Source organism: Pectobacterium sp. HCp5_1, assembly GCF_032905925.1.
GTDB lineage: Bacteria > Pseudomonadota > Gammaproteobacteria > Enterobacterales > Enterobacteriaceae > Pectobacterium > Pectobacterium brasiliense_A.
Map to the genome: position 1 here is coordinate 31,048 of NZ_JAUMIO010000016.1, position 22,748 is coordinate 53,795.

The 22,748-nt window shown below is 55.6% G+C and carries 13 protein-coding genes and 3 pseudogenes; 15 read left to right on the forward strand and 1 reads right to left on the reverse strand.

From position 1 onward, the window contains the following. Positions 1–2 precede the first annotated feature (2 nt). From Q3A88_RS12520 to Q3A88_RS12530, 3 genes are all read left to right on the forward strand, one after another. On the forward strand, positions 3–6,356 hold the full coding sequence (locus Q3A88_RS12520; protein ID WP_317178023.1) for a non-ribosomal peptide synthetase: 6,354 nt from the start codon (positions 3–5) through the stop codon (positions 6,354–6,356). Then, positions 6,353–8,455: an amino acid adenylation domain-containing protein gene (locus tag Q3A88_RS12525; protein WP_317178024.1), complete on the forward strand. Its 2,103-nt coding sequence runs from the start codon at positions 6,353–6,355 to the stop codon at positions 8,453–8,455. The genes Q3A88_RS12520 and Q3A88_RS12525 overlap by 4 nt, the downstream gene beginning before the upstream one ends. Positions 8,456–8,597: 142 nt before the next feature. After that, positions 8,598–8,729 (forward strand): hypothetical protein, encoded by a 132-nt coding sequence (locus Q3A88_RS12530; protein ID WP_317178025.1) that lies wholly within the window; start codon positions 8,598–8,600, stop codon positions 8,727–8,729. Between the two features lie 117 nt (positions 8,730–8,846). Here the strand turns inward: Q3A88_RS12530 and Q3A88_RS12535 are convergent, their stop codons facing one another. After that, positions 8,847–10,928, reverse strand: a complete 2,082-nt coding sequence (locus tag Q3A88_RS12535; RefSeq protein WP_233991215.1) for a DUF4034 domain-containing protein — start codon at positions 10,926–10,928, stop codon at positions 8,847–8,849. A 702-nt stretch (positions 10,929–11,630) separates the two neighbouring features. Between Q3A88_RS12535 and aepX the strand changes: the two genes are divergently transcribed. The 12 genes and pseudogenes from aepX (at position 11,631) to Q3A88_RS12595 (ending at position 22,748) form a co-directional block, all read left to right on the forward strand. Continuing rightward, the gene (gene aepX / locus Q3A88_RS12540) at positions 11,631–12,563 is read left to right on the forward strand and encodes a phosphoenolpyruvate mutase (protein ID WP_317178026.1); all 933 of its coding nucleotides are present in this window, start codon (positions 11,631–11,633) and stop codon (positions 12,561–12,563) included. Positions 12,564–12,743: 180 nt separating this feature from the next. Continuing rightward, entirely contained in the window at positions 12,744–13,775 is a 1,032-nt protein-coding gene (gene aepY / locus Q3A88_RS12545; RefSeq protein WP_233989577.1) for a phosphonopyruvate decarboxylase, read from the forward strand. Between the two features lie 263 nt (positions 13,776–14,038). Further along, complete coding sequence (locus tag Q3A88_RS12550) at positions 14,039–14,845, forward strand: NAD(P)-dependent oxidoreductase (protein WP_258307581.1); 807 nt, start codon at positions 14,039–14,041, stop codon at positions 14,843–14,845. After that, a complete protein-coding gene (gene phnG, locus Q3A88_RS12555; protein WP_014914043.1) occupies positions 14,846–15,289 on the forward strand; it encodes a phosphonate C-P lyase system protein PhnG in 444 nt (147 codons plus the stop codon). 78 nt (positions 15,290–15,367) lie between these two features. Next, positions 15,368–15,855: pseudogene (gene phnH, locus Q3A88_RS12560) on the forward strand (phosphonate C-P lyase system protein PhnH). Then, positions 15,855–16,958, forward strand: coding sequence for a carbon-phosphorus lyase complex subunit PhnI (locus Q3A88_RS12565; RefSeq protein WP_233989580.1), 1,104 nt, complete (start codon positions 15,855–15,857; stop codon positions 16,956–16,958). Before phnH ends, Q3A88_RS12565 begins: the two are co-directional and overlap by 1 nt. Positions 16,959–17,065: 107 nt before the next feature. Beyond that, complete coding sequence (locus tag Q3A88_RS12570; RefSeq protein WP_317178042.1) at positions 17,066–17,863, forward strand: alpha-D-ribose 1-methylphosphonate 5-phosphate C-P-lyase PhnJ; 798 nt, start codon at positions 17,066–17,068, stop codon at positions 17,861–17,863. Further along, complete coding sequence (gene phnK / locus Q3A88_RS12575) at positions 17,860–18,648, forward strand: phosphonate C-P lyase system protein PhnK (protein WP_317178027.1); 789 nt, start codon at positions 17,860–17,862, stop codon at positions 18,646–18,648. The genes Q3A88_RS12570 and phnK overlap by 4 nt, the downstream gene beginning before the upstream one ends. A gap of 21 nt (positions 18,649–18,669) precedes the next feature. After that, positions 18,670–19,370: pseudogene (gene phnL, locus Q3A88_RS12580) on the forward strand (phosphonate C-P lyase system protein PhnL). A gap of 24 nt (positions 19,371–19,394) precedes the next feature. Beyond that, complete coding sequence (gene phnM / locus Q3A88_RS12585) at positions 19,395–20,531, forward strand: alpha-D-ribose 1-methylphosphonate 5-triphosphate diphosphatase (RefSeq protein ID WP_110163420.1); 1,137 nt, start codon at positions 19,395–19,397, stop codon at positions 20,529–20,531. A gap of 2 nt (positions 20,532–20,533) precedes the next feature. Further along, positions 20,534–20,893: pseudogene (phnN, locus tag Q3A88_RS12590) on the forward strand (ribose 1,5-bisphosphokinase); the annotation flags it as partial. Positions 20,894–21,251: 358 nt separating this feature from the next. Then, positions 21,252–22,748: a DUF3375 domain-containing protein gene (locus tag Q3A88_RS12595; RefSeq protein ID WP_072036230.1), complete on the forward strand. Its 1,497-nt coding sequence runs from the start codon at positions 21,252–21,254 to the stop codon at positions 22,746–22,748.

Below are 22,748 nucleotides of genomic sequence, written 5' to 3' on the forward strand. Positions count from 1 at the left end.
TCATGAAAGATATCGTAACGCTGTTAAAGCAGCTGGAACGGCAGGGCGTTCGTCTGGCGTTGAATGCACAGGGACAGCTGATTTCGCAGTCCAACAAAGACGCGATCACGGCAGACATTGGGCGCACGATTAAGGAAAACAAAGACGCCATTGTGCGCTGCCTGACGGCGCAGCAGGCGTTTGAGCGACCCATCACGCCGCAAAATGCCACGTCTGGCCCGCTGTCGTCATCGCAAAGCGGACTGTGGTTTATCGAACAGTACGAAGAGCAGTCACACCTCTACAATATGCCGGTCTATTTTCGCCTGACCGGCACGCTGGATGTGGCTGCGCTGGAGTTTGCCTTTGATGCGCTGGCGCAGCGCCATGCCAGCCTGCGCACCCGCTTTGTGGTCAATGAACAGGGCAAGGGTGAACAGCGTATCGATGCCTATCAACCGTTTGTGATACAGCATGATGACTTCTCACTGCTGCCGGAAGCCGAGCGGGAAGCGCGCTTGCAGCAGCAGGTGAAAGCGGAAATCAGCCGCCCGTTCGATCTCACGGCGGGCGATCTCACCCGCGTGCGGCTGGTGAAAATGAGCGAGCGAGTGCACGTTCTGATGATCACCCAGCACCATATTATTTCCGACGGTTGGTCGGTGAAGAATCTATTTGCGGACTTCAAACCGGCCTTTTTGGCCTGTCAAAACCGCCAGCCTCATCCCGTCGAGCCGACCCAGCTTAACTATATCGATTACGCACACTGGTTCAATTCTGCGTCATTTCTGGATTACCACAACGAATTCAAACCGTTCTGGGTTGAGCGGCTGACGGGGATCCCTGAGGTGCACAGCCTGCCGCTGGATAAACCGCGTCCGGCACACCAGAACAGCGGCGGTGAGGTGATCTTCTCCGCGATCAACAACGATCTGTGGGATAAATTTAAGCGTCTGTGTCAGCGCTACAACACGTCTAATTTTATCGGCCTGCATGCGGTGTTTTCCCTGATGCTGGCGCGAATCAGCGGCGAGAAAGATATCGTCATTGGTTCACCGCTGGCCTACCGCGAGCGGCCGGATATCGAAGATGTCGTCGGCTTCTTCGTTAATACCATCGTGCTGCGCACCCAGTTGCAGGATCAACAGAGCTTTGTCGATTACCTGCAATACTGCCGTGAGCAGGATCTGTCGGCTTTCGATCATCAGCTTTACCGTTTTGAGGCACTGAGCGAGGCGATCGGCTCCGATCGCACCACCGCGATCAACCCGATCTTCCAGGTAATGCTGGTGTATCAGGCCAAAGTGGATTTTGACGATCTGATCCCCGGTTGTGATGCGGCGGAAGAAACGTCGCCGGTGCTGCCTGCCAAGACCGATATTTCGGTCAAGGTGACGGAGCTGATGGGCGAGGTGCGGCTGGACTGGCTGTTTGCCACTGCGTTGTTTGAGCGTCAGACGATCCAGTATTACGCCGACCGTTTTATCCGACTGATTGAGGCCGTGGTTGAGGCACCGGAAACCGATGTCTGGCATCTGCCGCTGATGGAAGCGGATCGCTTTGCCGCTGTGCTGGCGGAGAGTCAGCAGCTACCGCGTAGCTATCCGCAGCCGCAGCTGACGGTAACCGACGTGATTGAAGCCATCGCCCAGCGCGATCCCCAGCAGCTGGCGATAGCCTTTGATGGCGAACAGCGCACCGATACGCTGACGTATGCTGAACTGAACAGGCAGTCGAATCAGCTTGCGCACTGGCTGCACCGTCAGGGGCTGGGTGAACAGTCGCTGGTTGGCGTGCTGGCGAAGCGCGATCGCTATTTTGTCATTGCGCTGCTGGCCGTCTGGAAAGCGGGTGCTGCCTATGTGCCGTTGGATCCTGACTATCCGCCTGAGCGGCTGCGTCACATCATTACCGATGCCAATCTTGCCGTCATTCTCGGCGGCGATGGGCAACAGCTGGCGCAGTGGTCTGCCGAACAGTGCATCGATCTGACCGATCCTGCGGTTGTCGCGCAGTGGCACGATCTGCCGGGCGATGAACCGCCAGCCATTCCGCGCCATGCACAGCAGCTGGCACAGGTGATCTACACCTCGGGATCGACCGGTCTGCCGAAGGGCGTCATGATCGAACACGGTTCGCTGATCAATCTGTTGGACGATCATCGCGATCGCATCGCGTTCACGCCGCAAAGTACCATGTTCAACTGCATGTCGCTCTCGTTTGATGCCGGTAACATGACGACGCTGTTGCCGCTGAGCAGCGGTGGCACGCTGGCGTTTGGCGAACCCAACGATCGGGCGATTGTGCAGGCGGAACAGGCGGGGGCGACGCATCTGATCCTGCCGACGGCGCTGATGTCGATTCTCGATCCACAGCACGTTAACGGCATTCAGGCCATTGGCATGGGCGGTGAAGCCTGTCCGAATGCCGTGGTGGAAAACTGGGCTGATAAGGTCGCACTGTACAATATGTACGGGCCGACGGAGTGTACCGTTACCGCGTTGAGCACCCGTCTGCGTAAAGGTCAGCCCATCACCATCGGGAAACCCATCGCCCATATTCAGGCGTTGATTCTGGACGCAGCAGGGCAACTGTGTCCGGCGGGCGTGCCGGGTGAACTGTGCCTTGCGGGGCTTGGGCTGGCGCGCGGTTACCTCAACCAGCCGCAGATGACCGCCAGCCGCTTTGAGCACATCACGCTGAATGACGTGAACAACACCGAACAGAGCACGGCGACTCTGCGTATTTATCGCACGGGTGATAAGGCCAGACTGCTGAACAACGGCGACTATGAATACTGTGGCCGTATTGATGAGCAGATTAAGCTGCGCGGCTACCGCATTGAGCCGGGTGAAATTGAGGCACAGCTGGCGGCAGTATGTCCGTCGCTGAAGCAGGTGAAAGTCGTTGTGGCACAGGTCGGGAACCGTCCGGCGCTGGTTGCCTATGGCACGGTGAAATCGGACAGCAGCAGCCCAGAACCTGCTGCGGTGCTGATTGATGTCGCGAAGCACCTGCCAGAATACATGGTGCCTTTCCGACTGATTCTGCTGGAAGACATGCCGCTGACGCCAAACGGCAAGCTGGATACGAAACAGCTGCCGCCAGTGCTGGAGACAAGGGAATGCGACGGTGAAGCCGATAATCCGCTGGAAGCGGACGTACTGGCGATTTGGCGCAGCGTGCTGAATACGCCGCTGGGCGTTGAGGATGATTTCTTCCGCTTAGGCGGTGATTCCATCCTCAGTATTCAACTGACGACGCGCCTGCGTAGCGCGGGCTATGTCTGCACGGTGAAAGACGTTTTCGAGGCGAAGAGCGTACGGCGTCTGTGTCGCGTACTGGCGCAGAATAACCGCGACACCGGGATTGTCGCGGAGCAGGGCACGCTGGAAGGCGAATTCGCGCTGCTGCCGATTCAGCGCTGGTTTATGGAGCAGTCGCTGGCACGTCCTGAGCATTGGAATCAGGCGGCGATGATCCAACTGCCGGACGTGGATACTGAACGCCTGACTACGATGTTGCAGGCGCTGATGGCGCAGCATGACGCGTTGCGTCTGGCCTGTGATGCCGACGGACAGCGCTATCTGACGGATGTGCCTTGCCCTGCGGTGTCGACGCTGGATTATCGCCAGCTCGGTGACGACGGCCTGCAACAGGCGTTTACCGCATTGCAGAGTGAATTCGATCCCGCGCAGGGAAGAACGATGGCCGCCGCACTGGTACGCCACCATCCGCAGGCGGACACGGCTGTGTTCCTCGCTTTCCACCATCTGGTGATTGATGCCGTGTCCTGGCGCATTTTGGTCGACGATCTGGAATGGCTGTACCTCGGTGAACCGCTGCTGTCGAAAACGTCGAGCTATCGCCAGTGGGGGGCGGCACTGCAAAACTACGCCACACAACATGCGGAACAGCTGACGTACTGGCAGGCGCAGGAAGACGGCGTGGATCAGACTGCGCTGCTGGCGGCGAAAGATCCGCAGGGCCTGGCTAGCGCCGCGATGCTGACGCTGGACGCGGAAACCACAGGCCAATTGGTGAGTGAGGCCAATCGTGCCTTTAATACCGACGTCAGCGATCTGCTGCTGGCGGCGCTGACCCGTACGCTAAACGATCTCGGCTGGGGCGACAAAGCCCGCATCATGCTGGAAGGACACGGTCGCGAGGCGATTGATCCGACGCTGGATGTCAGCCGCACGGTGGGGTGGTTTACCAGCACCTATCCGGTGTGTCTGCAAGATCGGTCCGACTGGGCTTCCCTGATTAAATCCAGCAAGGAACAGCTGCGTCAGGTGCCGGATAAAGGCGTCGGGTTTAACCCGCTGCGCTACCATCACCCGCAGGGCGGTTCGCTGACGCTATCGCCGATTGTATTCAACTATCTCGGGCTGTCGGTTCAGGCGGCTGGCATGTGGCGTCCGGTGGATGTCGCGCCGGGAGGCTGCGTTTCGTCGGAGAATAAACCGGCGGAGGTTATCAGCCTTCACGGCGGTATTGCGGGCGGACAGCTGACGCTGCGTCAGGTGGGTTGCCTCAACCAGCGCGACAGCGAACGTCTGATGGCGCGGTTCACGGAGAATCTGCGTGCGCTGACGGAGGCCTGTCTGGCACAGCTACGTCACGGCACTGTCTTTACCCCCAGCGACTTTCCGGCGGTGACGCTTAGCCAGACGCAACTCGACAGCCTGTCGCAGCGTTATGACATCGACACGCTGCTGCCGCTGTCATCGCTTCAGCAGTCGATGCTGTATCACCGTCTGCGCTGTCCGCAGGACGATGCTTATCATCTGCAAACGCCGATTCGCTACGCGCAGGCGCTGGATGTGGAAGGCTATCGTCAGGCATGGCAACGTCAGATTCAGCGTTTCCCGGCGCTGCGTGCCGCGCTGGAAAGCGAACATGCCAGCGTGCAGGTGATTGTGACGCAGGCAGACCTGCCCTTCTACTATCAGGATGTGGCGCAGGAGGCCGATCCACTGGCTGTCATCGAGCGCTATCGCCAGCAGGATTTACGCACCGGATTTAACTTGTCGCAGCCGCCGCTGTTGCGTATTGCCTGTTTCCGTTTGGGTGAACAGGATTATCGGGTGCTCCTGAGCTGTCACCACAGCGTGATTGATGGCTGGAGCGGCCCGCAGCTGCTGGGCGCGGTACACCGTGATTATCAGGCATTAATGCACGGTGAAACATTTATGCACGGCGAAACATCCGCGATTCAGGTGGATCGTGCTTATGTGGATTATGCGCGGCATGCCGTGGCGCAGCAGTCCGCTGTCGAGGCTTTCTGGCAGCAACGGCAGCCGCTGCTGGCGCAGACGAACGATGTCGCGATGCTGTTTGCGGCGGCGGGGAAACGCGCCGATCTCAGCCAGCATCTGACGCAGGTTGAACCGCAGGTCACTGGCGTGAGCCTGAACGAACAGGATCAGGCTGCACTCATCGCTTTTGCCCGCGAGGTAGGCGTCACGCACAGCATTATCGCGCAATACGCCTGGCACCGGCTGCTGGCGCGGTCGACCGGCGATGCGGTCAGCATTGTCGGAAACGTGCTGTCGGGCAGGGAAAGTCCGGTGGAGGACGTGGCGAGCAGCGTGGGTCTGTACATCAACAGCCTGCCGCTGGCACTGAGCTGGCAGCAGCCGGTATCGCTGCAACAGCATTTGGTGCAGTTGCAGAATGAGCTGATGGCGATGAATCAGCATGCTACGCAGTCGCTGATTGCGCTGACGGCCGGACGTGCGCGTCTGTTCAACAGCCTGTTTATTTATGAAAACTATCCCGTTAATGAAAATCGGCCCGGCGCAAAAGCAGAACAGGGCCAACGCGCTGACGATCCGCATCGGTTATCTCCCGAATTCTCCGCCGCCTATGAAAAAGTCGAGATACCGCTGAATCTGGTGGTGCGTGAGCAGGCGGGCTGCATGCTGCTGCGCTTCGAGTTTGACGCTGATGTGCTGGACAGTGCGCAGGCGCGTCGGGTGCTGATGCGCTGGCATGACGAAGTGGTCGCGCTAATCAATAGCTCACCGCAGCAGCCAGCCGAGATTATCGGGCATGAGAAAGCGACAGGCTCGGTGGTTGCGCAGAAAACGGTGGCAGATAGCGGTATTAGCCAGCCGGATACGCCATCAGCCCAGTCGCTGCTGCGCGTGTGGGCGCAAACGCTACATCTCAATGAATTCGGCCTCTGGTCGCAGACGCTGTGTGAAAGCGGCGTTGATTCGCTCCAGCGTATTGCGCTGGCACAGGCATTAAGCCGCGCGTTAGCGCAGCCGGTGAGCGTGGCGCTTTTACAGCGCTACCCGTCACCGCAGGCGCTGAGCGGGCATCTGGCACAGTCGAGGGTTACCGCCAATGAGGAAACGCTGTCATGACAGGGAACGATGAAGCAGTGGGGAATCCGCTGGCGGATATCCAACAACCCACGGCCTTCGGGCAGCGGGCGGGGGCCGCGCACGGTGAACAGCGGCACAGCAGTGAATTGGTTAAGCACTATCCCACGTCGCTGGTGAGCGCGGCGTGGAGCTGGCTGCTGTACAAATACAGCGGTGAAGAGCAGGTGTGTGCGGCGCTCGTCACGGGCGATCTTCCTGACAGCGTAAGGCCGCTGATCGTGCATTTTCAACAGCGCGATCGTCTCGTCAGCGAGTGGATCACCGCCGTGGGATCGTCGTGCGATCCGCAGTCTGCGCCAGAGATTCCGGCCGCAGATAGCCAGCATGCGCTGTTTAGCAGCCTGCTGATTGTGGGGGAGAGGGCATCGTTACCTGCCGTAGCTCAGAATGTGGCGCTCATCGTGCAGGTTCAGCACGATCGGGTCATTCTGACCGCGCCTGATGGGCAGTTCGACAATCGGCAGCTACAGCGTATGGCCCGCGATCTCACGCAGCTACTTGATGGCCTGCTGACTCCGCGCTGGGAGCGGCTGGCACAGATTCGCCTCAGCCCGCAGGTGGCACCGCTACCGCACAGGGCGACGACGCTGGCGTTGCACGATGAACTGCTGGCGCGTCTTACTGAGGAAGCGCGTCAGGATCGTGTGGCGATTGCCTTTCAGGAACGCGAAATTCGCTATCGGGAACTGCTGCAACGCGTGGCGCTGATTCAACAGGCGCTGGCGTCGCAAGGGGTGACGGCCGGTCAGCGCGTGGGGCTGCATCTTAGCCGTCAGCCTGACACCGTGGCGGCGCTGCTGGCCTGCCTGTTTTCTCAGGTGACGTTTGTGCCGCTGGAGCCGGATTTTCCGGGAGAGCGTCTACAGGCGATTCAGCAGGAAGCGGCGCTGGCAGCGGTCTTGCAGGACGGCTATACCGGCGGTTCGCTGGCGTTTGATTGCCCGATACTGAACCTGTGTGATTTACCGTATGCCGCCAGCGATTCCACGGCGAGCGTACAGTTGGCACGGGCCGGCGGACCGGAAACCGCGGCCTACATGATGTTTACCTCCGGTTCGACGGGGAAACCAAAGGGCGTGGTGATTGGTCAGCGGGCGCTGCAAACCTTTATTCATGCCAGCGTAGAGCGACTGGCTTTAACGGATAACGCCAACTGGCTGCTGATTACTACGCTGGCGTTTGATATCTCCATGTTGGAAGTGTTTGCGCCGCTGTGGGTTGGCGGCGTGCAGCATCTGACTACGCATGAGGAATACAAAGATCCGCAGGCGGTCGCGGCGTATTTGCAGGCTAGGCCGGAGATCAACGTATTGCAGGCCACGCCCGCGTTTTGGCGCATGATGTTCAAGGCGGGCTGGCAGGGCAAACCCGATCTGGTGGCGCTGTGCGGCGGTGAAGCGCTGGATCTGCGACTGGCGCAGCGTCTGGTCAGCCGTTGTAAGACACTGTGGAACTGCTATGGACCAACCGAAGCGACAATTTGGTCGCAGATGGCGCAGATTGATGGCGCCGAGTTGGAGAATCAGCACACGGTCGCGCTGGGCAACACGCTGGCGGGCTATCAGCATCTGGTGATCGATGACGATCGTCATCCGCTGTCGGAAGGGATGGTCGGCGAACTGTGCATTCTCGGTGAAGCGTTGAGCAGCGGATACTGGCAGCGTGACGATCTGACGCAGGATCGTTTTATTCAGCAGACGGAGTCTGGACAGCGAATGTACCGCACTGGCGATAAAGTCCGGCTGCTGGCGGACGATCGCTATCAGTATCTGGGGCGTTTCGACGATCAGGTGAAATTGCGGGGATTTCGCATCGAGTTAGGGGAGATCGAGGCACAATTGAAGCGGATCGAGCAGGTGCAGGATGCGGCCGTCAAACTTCAGGGCGAGGGAGATGAGGCGGTGCTGGTCGGCTACGTGGAATATAAATCCGGCTCGGAGATGACCAAGCTGGCGTTGCGTAAACAGCTGCATCAGTTCTTACCGGCTTACATGGTGCCGGGACGCATTGTGGTGCTCGACAAGCTGCCCAAAACTGGCAGCGGTAAGGTCGATCGCAAGCGCCTGACGGATGTCTGACGGTAAGTAGGGCAGCGGTGCTGCCCTTTCACCGCGATGAGCGGTTTCCTAATACACAAATAATTAGGGAGCGAAATCGGAGTTGGCCGTTATCTGGCGTAAAAAATTATGCTGAGGCGATAGCAGGCTTAGGATGAGCCGCATGGACGCGGCGAAAGCTTGCGCCACGCTGGGAGCGTGTCGCAAGCGGTCCGTTAAGCCTGATACCGACGAAGGCATCGCGCAGCGACATAATTTAGCCAAAAGCCAGGGTTCACAGGGCGACGGCGACTGAGCCGCCCTGTGTCGGGCGCGTGCTACGAGGTAGCATGAAAATGACGGTATTGTGGCGCACGAAACTATCTCCGCGTTCACATAAAATGTGACTAAGAGACAGCACGATGGGGAAAGCCTACTGGTACTCCTGACGGGCGTCATCGCCAAACGTGATTGCACGTCCACGCGCATCCATTTTTGCTTTGTCGCGGTTGAAGCCCATTTTGGCGCGAACGCCGCCCAGCATGCCGCTCCGCTGATAGATTTCATTCGCACGATCGTGGTTGTACTGGCTATCGGGGCTGATTTCTAGCGCACGGTCGATCCACACTTTGGCCAGGTAGCTATTCTGGGCGACGCCCGCCCCGTTACGGAAAGCATACGCGTAGTAACCTGCCGCATAGTCGCGGTTATCATCATCTTCGTCGTCCCATAATTCGGGCAGGACGACATCCACACAGCGCGTCTGATCTTCTGGGAGGTTGCTAAACAACCAGAGAGTACTGAGCTCTCTTGCCGAGCGTTGCCACACGGTTCTGCCTAGATTAGGGCTACGCAGTACGCTAAACAGCAGTGTGCTGGCACGCTGGTACTGTTCCGGTGTCAGCGTGTCATTTTCATTGATCAGATTATAGGCAACGTTGTACATGCTAACGACATGGCCTTTCTCCGCCGACACTTCCTTCCAATAGCGTGATTTTTCGTGATCTTCATAAGGTGAAGGGTCGCGGCCGTGCATACGTGATAGATAGCCGGAGTAGAGGTCACCGAGTGATGCCATTGAGGAGACTTCCCCCCAGCTCGCGGCTTCGTGTAAAAGAAAGACCCCTGCCTCTTCGGAAACGGATTCGAACAAGTTAGCGGCCGCCTGACCGAAGTTTGTATCTGATTTCATGAAGCGGCAACGTGCGAGCAGCGCATCGCTATCAAATTGGCCTTTTGCGATACCGTAGAAGCCAAATTTACTGGCGAGCGCGGCGATAGCGGTCTCATACGCTGAGTCTGCCCACGCCTGACAGCGTTCCAGAAATTTTGGCATTAAATTAAAGCTATCTTCGATACCGGCAAAATTCACACAGCTGATTAAGGTGTCGAGCATGCCCTCATCAGGATGTGATTCAGGAAGATCAACCTGCCAGGCTTCAACCATCAGGTCATAGGCCTTCTGCATATCGACCTTATTCCAGTGGATCTCGCCATCTTCTTCAGTTCGCGCATACGTGCTGAGGAAGCTGGCATATTTGCGCAGGACTTTAGCCCGAACATCCACATCAAGTTCAAGCGTCAGCAGCCAGTCGAAGGTTTTTCGGCAGTACGCCACATTTTCCGTGTCCTGGGCATCGGGCAAGAGCACGTCATAGCCAATGTAGTCCCAACACTGCGTCACGCGTAGGCTGTTACGTTCCGCCTCTGTCAGTGCTTCACACAGTGGTCCATCAATAAATTGCGCCATTGCCTCATGGCTACCGCCCCAGCGTGGATACAGGAAGTAAACGCACTCTTTGCGAATCGCTAAGTCTTGGGGACGAGTGGCTAAGGTGACGCGCAGCCAGTAGTGCATGGGCTCTTCCCATTCGTGTTCTTCTCTGGCTGGCAGAGGAGTGGGCAACGCGACAGGAAGCTCAACAAACGCGGGTGCACCTTCATTACGCAGATGCTGTAGACCTGCTTCCCAAAGCTCGGGCTCAATCTGCGCCTGACGCTGTGCGTAGGTCAGCGGTTCACCGCCTTGCAGTAGGACACCCAGCCACTGTGGTTCGCCTAAATAGCAGGTCAGACGAAACAGACGTGAAAAGGTCAGGGCAGGTCGCTGATGTAGCGCACTGGCGCGCAGGTAAGCCGCGACGCCCAGATCGCGAGCCAGTTCCGCGCCCATCCAGCGATCGTCTTCGACATATTCTCCGCCGTTTGAGGTACGAATCCGCGCGGCGGCGTTCTCCCAATATTGCCCGGTGAGATGATGCGCGTGATAGCTTTCAGGGTAGGCGGCAACCCAGGACTGTAAATGCGACAGGATATCGGCATCAGGTACTGCTGGGTCAAAGAGAGAATTTACGTGCCAGAGATAGGTATAAGGCAGATTAGGGCCGTCCAGCCAAACCTGATGTTCTTGTTCCAGCAAGGTATCAAGCGCATCGAATTGATGTGTCGCGAACATGTCGCGCACCTGCGCACGACGCTTAACCAATGCGGTGAGTGAGTCAGAAATTGATGTCATAGCGTAAATTCTTAGCCTGTTGTTGAGTCATCATGCCGACAACATCGCGCGTGACCAGCGGCATGTGCAGGCAAGATTTCGGGGGATTACTGTGTTGTATCTACTTGATAATGATTACAGTTATACCAACAAACCGGTATTCAGACAGTGTTATTTACATAAATGTAAATAATCGTTTAAAACGGTGTAAATGGGGAAGGGGGTAAGAGGCAGGCTTTGATATCGTGTCACACCGCAATCGTGAAACAGAAATCAGATTGTCATAAGTTCATGATAACCTGAAAATATTGTCGATTTCTCATCCTAATGGTTTACCTGCGAGTGATAGGCTCAGCGATGAGCATGCATAAGAGTTCGACTTCCTTTCTCTCTCCCCATGACGTAGCCGCTGTGTATCGAATTAAATAACCAAAAAAAACTAAATTTCTAGTTTTTTAGTATGAATAAAGTCATGTGCGTTAAGTAATGTCCTGTTTTATTAATTTTATTCTCGTTCAAATCGATTCCATTTCAATAAGGTAGGTGAAATTAAAAAATAAACAAAAAATTTTTACCCCTATTGAAGTGTTGTTTCCAAAGAATAGAATCACCCTGTTGGTATATTTAATTGAAATAAATATAACGTTGCGTGGTTTTGTGATTGTTGCGCTTGGTTTACTAGGGAAAGTATACCCCCAACTCTATGGTACATAGGAGATAACCATGTCTATTATTTTATCGAATCATACCCCAACGGATTCCTATAAGGGGTGCACACCGGGTTCACGCCGCAGTGCGCTCCGTGAATTATTACAGCAGCAAAAAGGCATTCGTGTGATGGAGACTCACAGTCCGCTTTCTGCTTTATTAATAGAACAAGCCGCTTATGAAGATGGCGATATTCATTATCAATTTGATGCATTTTGGTCGAGTTCACTCACGGATTCGACCTTGCGTGGAAAACCCGATACCGAGCTGGTGGATATCAGCCATCGTTTCCATGCGATTACGGAAATATTCGACGCTACCACTCGTCCGTTAATTTTTGATGGCGATACCGGCGGACAAACGGAGCATTTGGCTCACCGCATTCGGGCTGCCGAAAATCTGGGTATTTCCGCCATGATTATCGAAGATAAAACGGGTCTGAAGAAGAACTCTTTATTTGGCAACGATGTAAAGCAAACGCAGGCTTCTATAGAGGATTTCTGCGAAAAAATTACCACGGCCAAAAAAGCACAGCTGACGCCCGAATTTATGCTGATCGCCCGTATTGAGAGCTTGATTCTGGACGTCGGTATGGAGGATGCACTAAACCGCGCCCTGCATTATGCTGATGCCGGTGCTGATGGCATTATGATTCACAGTCGGCATAAGAACCCCTCTGAGATATTAACGTTCGCCAGACAATTCCGCGAACATTACCCACATTTACCGTTGGTTTGTGTTCCAACCAGTTTTAACGATATTACTTTCGATCAGCTGATTGATAGCGGGTTCAATATCGTTATTTACGCCAACCATATGTTACGTGCGGCATATCCTGCCATGAAATCCATTCTGCCAGAAATCCTCAAGCATGGTCGAACGCTGGAAGTTGAGGATAAATGCATGTCGATAAAAGACATTCTGGATCTGATACCCGGCACGCGATAACGCCCTTTATTAGGGTGTCAGTATAATTATTTTATAACGCTATTATTTAGCGCTATAGGCTTATTGCTGTCGTTGAAGCAACACCATTATATTGCCCCTAATTATCCGTGCCACATAATGAAAAAGCCAAGGCGTTATCATCGCTATTAAATACAGCGTGATGCGCAGGGGAGGTTTATTGTGATTGACCCGAATAAGTTTATCGAATTTCTGGTTCAACGTGGCGTGCATTTTTTCAGTGGCGTCCCAGATTCATTATTAAAAGCATTTTGTCTGGCGATTGGAAGTAATAACGGGGGGCTTGCCCACCGTATCGCGAGTAATGAAGGTTGTGCGGTGGGCATGGCGATGGGGCATTATCTGTCGACGCGAACGCTGCCCGTGGTTTATATGCAAAACTCGGGGTTGGGCAATGCGATCAATCCCCTCTGCTCTCTGGCTACGCCGGATGTTTATGGCATTCCGCTGTTACTCATTATTGGCTGGCGTGGTGAAGTCGATGAGAGCGGTAAGCAACTGCACGATGAGCCGCAGCATGTCATGCAGGGGCGAGTCACGTTGCCTCAGCTCACTGTGCTTGATATTCCGCATATCGTGCTGGATGGCCATAACGCGCCGCCGTGGGATGACATTCAGGCGTTGCTCCAGCGTGCGCATGATGAACACCGTCCTGTGGCGCTGGTGGTGAGAAAAAATACCTTTTCCTCGCCAGCGGCATCTGCCAACCCAACGGCTGAATCGACGCTGATGCGGCGAGAAGCCATCGTCGCGGCCTGCCTGAACGTGCTGCCGTCTCATCTCCCTATCGTCAGCACCACGGGCATGTTGTCCCGTGAACTCTATGAGCTGCGTGAACAGCGCGGGGAAGGGCACCAGCGAGATTTTCTGACCGTCGGTGGAATGGGCCTTGCCAGCCAGATCGCACTGGGCCTGTGTGATGCGCAACCGCAGCGGAAAGTCGTGTGTCTGGATGGCGATGGGGCGTTGCTGATGCACATGGGCGGACTGACGAACACCGCTCAGGCCAGCAACCTGATACATATCGTTATCAACAACGGTGCCCATGACTCCGTGGGAGGACAGCCCACGGCGGCGTCCCGCTTACCGCTGGCCCCTATCGCTGCCGCCAGCGGCTATGGCGCAACGTACTACGCTGAGACAGAAGAGGCCTTACAGGCTGCGCCTGCAACAGGCGTTGCAGGCGCAATGTAGTCAATTCATTGAGGTGCAATGCCGCGTGGGTCATCGCAGCGATCTGGGGCGGCCTGCGACCTCTCCCGCGCAAAATCGCGATGCCTTTATGCAGTTTCTTAATACACCTCCTCAACTCTCTTGATGAGCGGCAATACCTGAGTATTGCCCACCCCTTAGCGACAAGGATTGCCGATATGACTCATTCTGTTTCTTTAGTTGGCGTTGGTGTATTAGGAAAAGTGATCTCGCTCAGACTATTACAGCGGCATTTTTCGCTCTGAGTGTTCAACCGGACTCACCGCAAAGCGAACGAGGTGGCTGCCGAAGGTGCTCAAGCCATCCCCGAACTGCACCAGCTGTTCACGCAGGAAAAACAAATTGTGCTCATCTGCCTGAAGGATGCGGAGGCGATACGTGACGTTTTTCAGTCGGAGGAGGTTATACAGAAGCTGACCCGCTATCGTCCTGTGTTACTCAATATCAGCACGATAGGGCCGGAAGAGAGCCGCTGGATGGAGGCCTTTTTTCACCAATACGGCGCGCATTATGTGGAATGTCCGGTGTCGGGCGGGCCGGAAGGCGCACGGCAGGGCAAACTTGCCGCCTGGGTCGGGCCTTGTGCGGATGATGTTGCCAGCGCGGTTAACGACGTCATCACCAGCCTGTCGGATCGCTATGTGCTGATGGCGAGTAACCACAGCGCGCAGACCATGAAGGTGATTAATAACTATTGTGAGGCGGTGCATCTGCTGGTGGCGGCGGAAGCGCTATTGCTGGCGGAAGCCCACGACACCGCTCCGGAAGTGCTGGCAAACGCGCTGACGCTGGGGCGCGGACGCTCGACCTACATGGAAGTGATGCTGGATCGCTATCTGAACCCGCGTGAAGTCGTGTCTGTTCCGTTATCCATTCGCCTGAAAGATCTCGATCTGGCACAGACGCTTTTCCAGCGCTCGACGATTCAAAGCGAATTCTTCGATACGGCGCGCCAGTGCTATCAAAATACGGCGGATCTCTCGGCCGAGCCTCAGGATCAAACTGCCTGTTTTTCTTATCTCTCACGTACTTTGCCAGCGGGGAGGGACTAGATGTCAGAGCTAACACAGCGACAACGCTGGATGTCGATTCTCGCTCACAGCGATCCTGCCGCGCTGGAAGCGCACTGGGACACGCTGCATTTTCCAACGGACTACCAGCTCTTACGCCCGACGCAGATCGGTTTGATCCAACTGCAAGGGAGAATGGAGGTCGACGGCCCGCGCTTTATTGTGGGTGACATGACGGTGACCCGCGCGGCGGTGCAACTGGAAGATGGAACGTGCGGCTACAGCTATATCGCGGGCAGAAACAAGCCGCATGCCGAGCTGTGCGCCTGGATCGATGCACTCCTGCAAACCCGATCCTCTTTCCATGAAATATGGGAGCGCATCATCACGCCGTTAGCAGACCAACAGCGTGCGCGTCGTGAGCAGCAACAGCATGACGTCGCGGCCAGCCGGGTGAATTTCTTTACTTTGGTCAGGGGGGAATGATTTGTCATGACAACGATGACGGGCTTCGCCCACCCCATATTTGGCACACAGCTCTGCTTTCGCAAAATCGTGAAGGCCATGAGCGAGCCGGGTTCTCTGGTCACAGTTCCGAATGTCTCCGGTCTGGAATCGATGTCGTCCGTGACAGCAGCCACACCACGCCGCTGTTTATCGATCCCAAGATCGGTAACCCGCTGCTGCTGCGCACGCTCTGCCTGCATACGAACGTGCCGATCGCCACGAGGCTCGACGATGCTGACTTTGTGCTGCTGAGTGGAAACCGTTTTTCTTATGACCTGATGGCGCTCTCCTGCGGCAGCGAAGTAGAACCCGAAAAATCCACCACCGTTATTGTCGAAGTGGAGGGGATGCATGACGGGCCTTGCCTAAAACTGACCGGGCCGGGTATCAAGACACATCGCATTATCTCCCCCCGTCTGCCCGGTAGCGTCAGGGACTACCTGTGCAACCGCCCCCATGCCTTCCCGACAGGACTGGATTTTCTCTTTACGTCTGGGAAAAAGCTCTTTGCGATCCCCAGAAGTACCCATGTGGAGGAATGCTAATGTACGTTGCCGTCAAAGGTGGGGAAAAGGCCATTGAGGCCGCCCACCAGCTACAAGCCTGCCGCCGCCGCGGGTGCACGGATGTACCAGAATTAGACTGTTCACAAATAGAACAGCAGCTTAATTTAGCCGTCGATCGCGTCATGACCGAAGGCAATATTTACGACCGCCAACTCGCCGCGCTAGCCATTAAACAGGCCAGTGGCGATCTGGTGGAAAGTATCTTTCTCTTACGAGCCTACCGTTCCACGCTGCCACGCTGGGGAATTAGTCAGCCGCTTAATACGCCGGATATGCGCCTTGAACGCCGTGTGTCGGCCATTTTCAAAGATTTACCGGGCGGGCAGTTACTTGGCCCGACCTATGACTATACCCATCGCCTGCTGGATTTCTCGCTGCTGGCCGACGGTGAGGCTCCTGTCGCGCCGCAGCCTGATGCCGTTGATGAGGATGACGCGATGCGTGAACACATTCCTCACGCGTTTCAGTTCCTTTCTCAGCAGGGCTTCGTGCCTGAACGAGACAACAGTGACGATCGCGATCCGCCAGATATCACGATGGATCCACCGAGTTACCCCGGCACGCGGGCATCGCGTCTCCAGCAGCTGTTTCGCGGTGATGAAGGGTTTCTTCTCTCGCTCGGGTATTCCACCCAGCGCGGCTATGGTCGCAACCATCCGTTTGTCGGAGAGATCCGCACGGGCTATATCACGGTGAGCATCGTCGCCGAAGAGGTGGGATTTACCATCGATATTGGCGAGATCTTGCTGACCGAATGCGAAACCGTGAACGGCTTTGTGAAACCCGCCAACGACGCGCCGCATTTTACCCGTGGCTACGGGCTGGCATTCGGCCGCTCGGAACGTAAAGCCATCACGGTGGCGTTAGCCGATCGCGCCCTTCAGGCCGCAGATTACCAAGAGGAAATTCGCGGCCCGGCTCAGGATGAGGAGTTCGTTCTTTCTCATGCTGACAATGTGGAGGCGGCAGGATTTGTCTCGCATCTGAAACTGCCGCATTACGTCGATTTCCAGTCAGAGCTGGAGCTATTAAAACGACTACGTGAGGAATACCTCGCGTCTGTGCCAAGGAGTAACGCGTGATGGGCCAGACAACGATCTCCCGCCAGAAAGACAGTCAGCCAGAAACGGAATGTCACGGTTCAGATACGGAATACAACTATGCCTATCTGGATGAAAGCACGAAGGGCATGATACGGCGTGCGATCCTGAAAGCGATCGCCATCCCTGGGCATCAGGTGCCATTCGGCAGCCGGGAAATGCCTATGCCTTACGGCTGGGGCACCGGCGGTATTCAAATCACCGCCAGTATTATCGGGCCGGACGATACGCTTAAAGTGATCGATCAGGGATCCGACGATACGACCAATGCGGTATCGATCCGCACCTTTTTCCGCAAGGTGGCACAGGTATCAACCACGGAAAAAACCCGTGAAGCGACGCTGATCCAAACGCGGCACCGTATTCCTGAAACGCCGCTGAAAGAGGATCAGATCCTGATCTTTCAGGTGCCGATCCCCGAGCCGCTGCGCTTTATTGAACCGCGCGAAACCGAGACGTGCAAAATGCATGCGCTGGAAGAATACGGTGTGATGCAGGTGAAGCTCTATGAAGATATTGCGCGTTTTGGGCACATCGCCACGACCTACGCCTATCCGGTAAAGGTGAATCACCGCTACGTGATGGATCCGTCGCCTATCCCGAAATTCGACAACCCGAAGATGGACATGATGCCCGCGCTGCAACTTTTTGGTGCCGGGCGTGAGAAGCGAGTCTATGCCGTTCCGCCCTATACCTCGGTGGAAAGCCTCGATTTCGACGATCACCCTTTCACAATCCAGCAGTGGGACAAGCCGTGTGAGCTGTGTGGTGTACGCGACAGCTTCCTTGATGAAGTGGTGATGGACGATGACGGCACGCGCATGTTCGTCTGTTCCGACACCGACTATTGCCAGCAGCGCCAAAACCAGGGAGGAGAGCCGTCATGACGACAGCGCATCATGCATCCGACAGTCCGCTGCTCGATGTGCGACACCTTACACACCTGTATGCGCCGGAAAAAGGCTTCCGTGACGTGTCGTTTCAGCTGTGGCCAGGGGAGGTTTTAGGGATTGTCGGCGAATCGGGTTCAGGGAAGACCACGCTGCTGAACGCGATCTCTGCAGGTCTGGCGCCGCAGGAAGGCGAGGTTATCTACCGCAACGCTGGGCAGCAGGCGCTCTCAATCTATGACATCAGCGAACGGCAGCGGCGCGCGCTGGTACGCACCGAGTGGGGGATTGTCTGGCAGCATCCGCTGGCGGGATTGCGCCCCACGGTGTCTGCGGGCGGCAATATTGGCGAGCGACTCATGGCTATCGGCAATCGGCACTATGGTGATATTCGCAGCAAAGCCGCGCAGTGGATGGAAAACGTCGAGCTGCCCGAAAACCGTCTGGATGATTTGCCGACCACGTTTTCCGGCGGGATGCAGCAACGCCTGCAGATCGCACGCAATCTGGTGACGGCACCGCGGCTGATCTTTATGGATGAACCCACCGGCGGATTAGACGTATCGGTACAGGCGCGACTGCTCGATCTGCTCAGGACGCTGGTGGTGGAGATGCAGCTCTCCGTCGTCATCGTGACGCACGACCTCGGCGTCGCCCGCCTGCTGTCGCACCGTCTGCTGGTGATGCAGCGTGGGCGAGTCGTCGAGCAGGGATTGACGGACAGGGTGCTGGACGATCCGAGCCATCCTTACACCCAACTGCTCGTTTCTTCCATTCTGTAAATCCAGACAAAAGGACGCTTGATGGATACGCAATTACGCATCGAGAACGTTGATAAAACGTTCGTGTTATATAACCAGCAGGGCACACGATTGCCGGTTTTCCATGACATCAGCCTGTCCGTGAAAGGCGGTGAATGTGTGGCGCTGCACGGGCATTCAGGCAGTGGCAAATCCACGCTGCTGCGTTCCCTGTACGGCAACTATCAGCCTGACGGCGGACACATTTGGGTACGCCATCGCGAACGCTGGGTCGATATCGTCAACGCGGACGCCCGCCATGTGCTGGAAATCCGCCGTGAAACCGTAGGCTGGGTCAGCCAGTTTCTGCGCGTCATCCCACGCATTACACGCTGAATGTGGTCATCCAGCCTTTGCTGGAACGCGGTATGTCTCGTCAGGAAAGCGAGATTCGCGCCGGTGAACTGCTGACGCATCTGAACGTCCCTGAACGGCTTTGGTCGCTCGCGCCCGCTACCTTTTCCGGCGGTGAACAGCAGCGCATCAATATTGCTCGCGGGTTTATTGGTGATTACCCGATTTTGCTGTTAGACGAACCGACAGCGTCGCTGGATGCCAAAAACCGATTGGCTGTCACACAGCTCATTAACAATGCGAAAGACAAAGGGTGTGCCATCGTCGGTATTTTTCACGATGACGAAGTGCGTCAGGAGGTTGCCGATCGCCTGTATACGATGTCAGTGAACGGAACATGCTGCCGATAGCTTCCAACGCTCAGGAGACCGCAAATGATCATTAATAACGTCAATATGGTGCTCTCACGGGAAATCATTCATGGCTCACTGGAAGTGCGCAACGGCGTGATCCACCACATCAGCGACAGGCCCAGCCGTCATCCCGGTGCGCTGGATGGCGAACAGGCATGGCTTCTGCCGGGGCTTGTCGAGCTACATACGGATAATCTCGATAAGTGTTTCACGCCGCGCCCCGGCGTTAACTGGCCTGCTGAAGCGGCGATGCGCAATCACGATGCGTTGATTATCTCCAGCGGGATCACCACCGTGCTGGATGCCGTCGCGGTGGGGGACGTGCGCGATGGCGGGCATCGGCTTGAGAACCTGCGGCGCATGACGGATGCGGTATTGCACAGCCAGCAGCACGGCACCAATCGGGCGGATCATCATTTGCATCTGCGCTGCGAACTGCCGCATCAGGATACCTTTCCCCTCTTTGAGCAACTGGCGGATATTCCGCTGGTCGCGCTCGCGTCATTGATGGATCACTCTCCGGGACAGCGGCAATTTTCCTCTCAGGAGAAATATCATCAGTATTACAAAGGCAAGTATCACCTCAATGATGAACAAATGGCCGCGTTTGAGGAGGAGCAACTGGCCGGTTCACGCCGTTGGTCGCAGCCGAACCGCGAGGCCATTGTCCGTCTTTGTCACGACAAAGGTATTACGCTGGCCAGCCATGACGATGCGACGCCGGAACATATCAGCGAAGCCCATCAGCATCGCGTCGCCATTGCCGAATTCCCTACCACCGAGATCGCGGCGCAGCAGGCAAACGGCGTTGGCATGAACGTGCTCATGGGCGCGCCAAATGTCATCTGCGGTGGCTCGCATTCCGGCAATGTGTCGGCACATCATCTGGCGACGCTGGGCGTGCTTCACATCCTCTCTTCGGACTATTATCCGGCTAGCCTGCTGGAGGCGGCGTTCATGATCGCAGAAGATGATCGCAATGATTACGACTTGCCGCGAGCGATGGCGCTGGTCAGCCGCAACCCTGCTCAGGCGCTGCAATTTGACGATCGCGGCTGTATTGAAGAAGGAAGGCGAGCCGACCTGCTGCTCGTCAAACGGCACGCGCCGCAGATGAAGCTGATGCGCGTGTGGCGTCAGGGCGTGCGGGTATTCTGATCATGCCGAAACTCATCTACCTCATTGGCGCTTCCGGTGCAGGCAAAGACAGCCTGCTGCGGGCGATACGCCAGTTGTCGCTGCCACGCCTGCTGGTGGCGCACCGGTACATTACCCGTCCCGCTGAAATTCAGGGAGAGAACCATATTGCGCTGACCCCAGAGGAGTTCGCGAACCGTCAGCAGCTTGGTCTCTTCGCGCTCCATTGGCAGGCGCATCAGTGCCATTATGGTATCGGGATAGAGATTGATGACTGGCTACAGCGGGGGAATGACGTCATCGTGAATGGCTCGCGGGCTTACCTGACTCAGGCGCGTGAACGCTATGGCAACACGCTGTTTCCGATATGTTTGACTGTCTCGTTTAATTGACCTGCAACCCCATTCTTACGGCACGCAATCTGTTCTGTACCATAAAACTCCCTTATTGTTTTGAAACAGAGTAGTTATCTTTTTATCATAGGGAATTAACACAAATTCCGCATTTTTCCACCACGCATTCCTGCATCCTGCCTTGTAAAGTTATTCTGGATGTTATCAGTGTTACTTTAGCCCTAACTTATAGCACACAGGTTCCGAGATTTTTCTTGATAATGGAGAAAAGCAACGGGGAAATATTGTGATGAAAATCGCAAAGTAAGGCAGGCTACTGGAGAAAAATCCGCAACGGCGAATTATCGTAGTCCGCGAACCTCAACCAGCATTTTGAAGGCTCTGCTATATGGAAGAAAACACAAGGCAGCGTACGGAAAATTATATTTCAGCAAAAAATCAGCATCCAGCCTGGATACTTCTTGCCACCCGCCGTTCACCGCTGGTATTGAGTTGTCTGAAAACGCTGTTTGAAAAATCACATGATGGTATCCCTCTTGAGGAGGCTATTCAGTCTCTTACCGGCATTCTTGTCGAGCATGTGAGTCAGGAGCAATATGGCATTAATCAGGACAATCTATCTCTTCAGGCCAGTCGTGAGCTGCGGGAATGGATTAAACGCCGTTTAATTGTCGAACGGGATGGGCGTATCTTCGCCACCGATGCGCTTGAGGTCGCGATTACGTTTGTTGAGTCTCTGGATAATCGTTTCATGACCTCTACGGCGTCCCGTTTGTCCATCGTACAGCGAGAAATTGAAAACCTGGAAACCCAGCTTAATCCTAATCCGGCAAACCGAGTTTCAACCTTACGCCGTCGTATTGCCGAACTGGAACGTGAATTACAGGAGGCAGAAGCTGGGCATATTGAGGTGCTGGAAACGCATCAGGCGGTTGAACATATTCGTGAGGTCTTCAATTTAGCTTCCAGCCTGAGGGCTGACTTTCGCCGCGTTGAAGACTCCTGGCGCGAGGCAGACCGTGCGCTTCGGCAATCCATTATCGGTGAGCAATATCATCGCGGCGATATAGTCGATCGCCTGCTGAACGATCAGGATGCGCTGCTTAATACGCCGGAAGGAAGAGTCTTCGACAGTTTTCAGCAGCAGTTACGCCATTCAGCTGAGTTGACGGCAATGAGCGAGCGACTGCGCGTAATCCTCAATCATCCCTCGGCTTCCGATGCGCTCAACCGTCTGCAGCGTTACGATTTGCGCTGGCTAGTTAAACGCCTGGTCCATGAATCGCAAACCGTACTTCAGGCACGTGCCCGTAGCGAGCGCGATGTCCGTGGTTTTATGAAAACGGGTCTTGCAGCTGAACATCACCGTGTTGGTCATCTGCTTAATGAATTTCTGAATCAGGCGTTAAAGCTCGACTGGCAGCGTCAGATGATTCGCAAGCAAGAGGTTCCTCTTCCTGCCGTTGGTGTAGTGGTAACGGGTATCCCCGCTATTGAACGTTTACGTTTTAAAGAGGTGGATGACGAAGCAGAACAGACATTGGATCTCAGTAACCATGCCGCTGATTTAACGCAGATTGGTGATGATTTCTGGGATGCTTTTAATGGCCTAGATCGTGATGCGTTGATTCAACAGACACTGTTGCTTCTGGCAAAAGAAAATCGTCCCGTTGGTCTGGCTGAACTGGCGGTGTTGTTGCCCCCGGTTCACGATCTTGAAACGTTCACCGTCTGGATTGGTATGGCGAGGGAAGCGGGTATCGAGGTTATTGATTCGCAGCGCGAATTTGCTGAGCTTAGTGATGGGGAAGGGCGTCGCTGGCGATTTAATCTGCCCACTACTGGTCTGGAAAGTCAGGCGTTAATGGATATTGATTGGGAGTAG

What these genes read in the sequence shown, in the direction of transcription:
- Q3A88_RS12520 (WP_317178023.1), top strand. Translation starts at nt 3, where the DNA reads ATGAAAGATATCGTAACGCTGTTAAAGCAGCTGGAACGGCAGGGCGTT.
- Q3A88_RS12525 (WP_317178024.1), top strand. Translation starts at nt 6,353, where the DNA reads ATGACAGGGAACGATGAAGCAGTGGGGAATCCGCTGGCGGATATCCAA.
- Q3A88_RS12530 (WP_317178025.1), top strand. Translation starts at nt 8,598, where the DNA reads ATGGACGCGGCGAAAGCTTGCGCCACGCTGGGAGCGTGTCGCAAGCGG.
- Q3A88_RS12535 (WP_233991215.1), bottom strand. Translation starts at nt 10,928, where the DNA reads ATGACATCAATTTCTGACTCACTCACCGCATTGGTTAAGCGTCGTGCG.
- aepX (WP_317178026.1), top strand. Translation starts at nt 11,631, where the DNA reads ATGTCTATTATTTTATCGAATCATACCCCAACGGATTCCTATAAGGGG.
- phnG (WP_014914043.1), top strand. Translation starts at nt 14,846, where the DNA reads ATGTCAGAGCTAACACAGCGACAACGCTGGATGTCGATTCTCGCTCAC.
- Q3A88_RS12565 (WP_233989580.1), top strand. Translation starts at nt 15,855, where the DNA reads ATGTACGTTGCCGTCAAAGGTGGGGAAAAGGCCATTGAGGCCGCCCAC.
- Q3A88_RS12570 (WP_317178042.1), top strand. Translation starts at nt 17,066, where the DNA reads ATGATACGGCGTGCGATCCTGAAAGCGATCGCCATCCCTGGGCATCAG.
- phnK (WP_317178027.1), top strand. Translation starts at nt 17,860, where the DNA reads ATGACGACAGCGCATCATGCATCCGACAGTCCGCTGCTCGATGTGCGA.
- phnM (WP_110163420.1), top strand. Translation starts at nt 19,395, where the DNA reads ATGATCATTAATAACGTCAATATGGTGCTCTCACGGGAAATCATTCAT.
- Q3A88_RS12595 (WP_072036230.1), top strand. Translation starts at nt 21,252, where the DNA reads ATGGAAGAAAACACAAGGCAGCGTACGGAAAATTATATTTCAGCAAAA.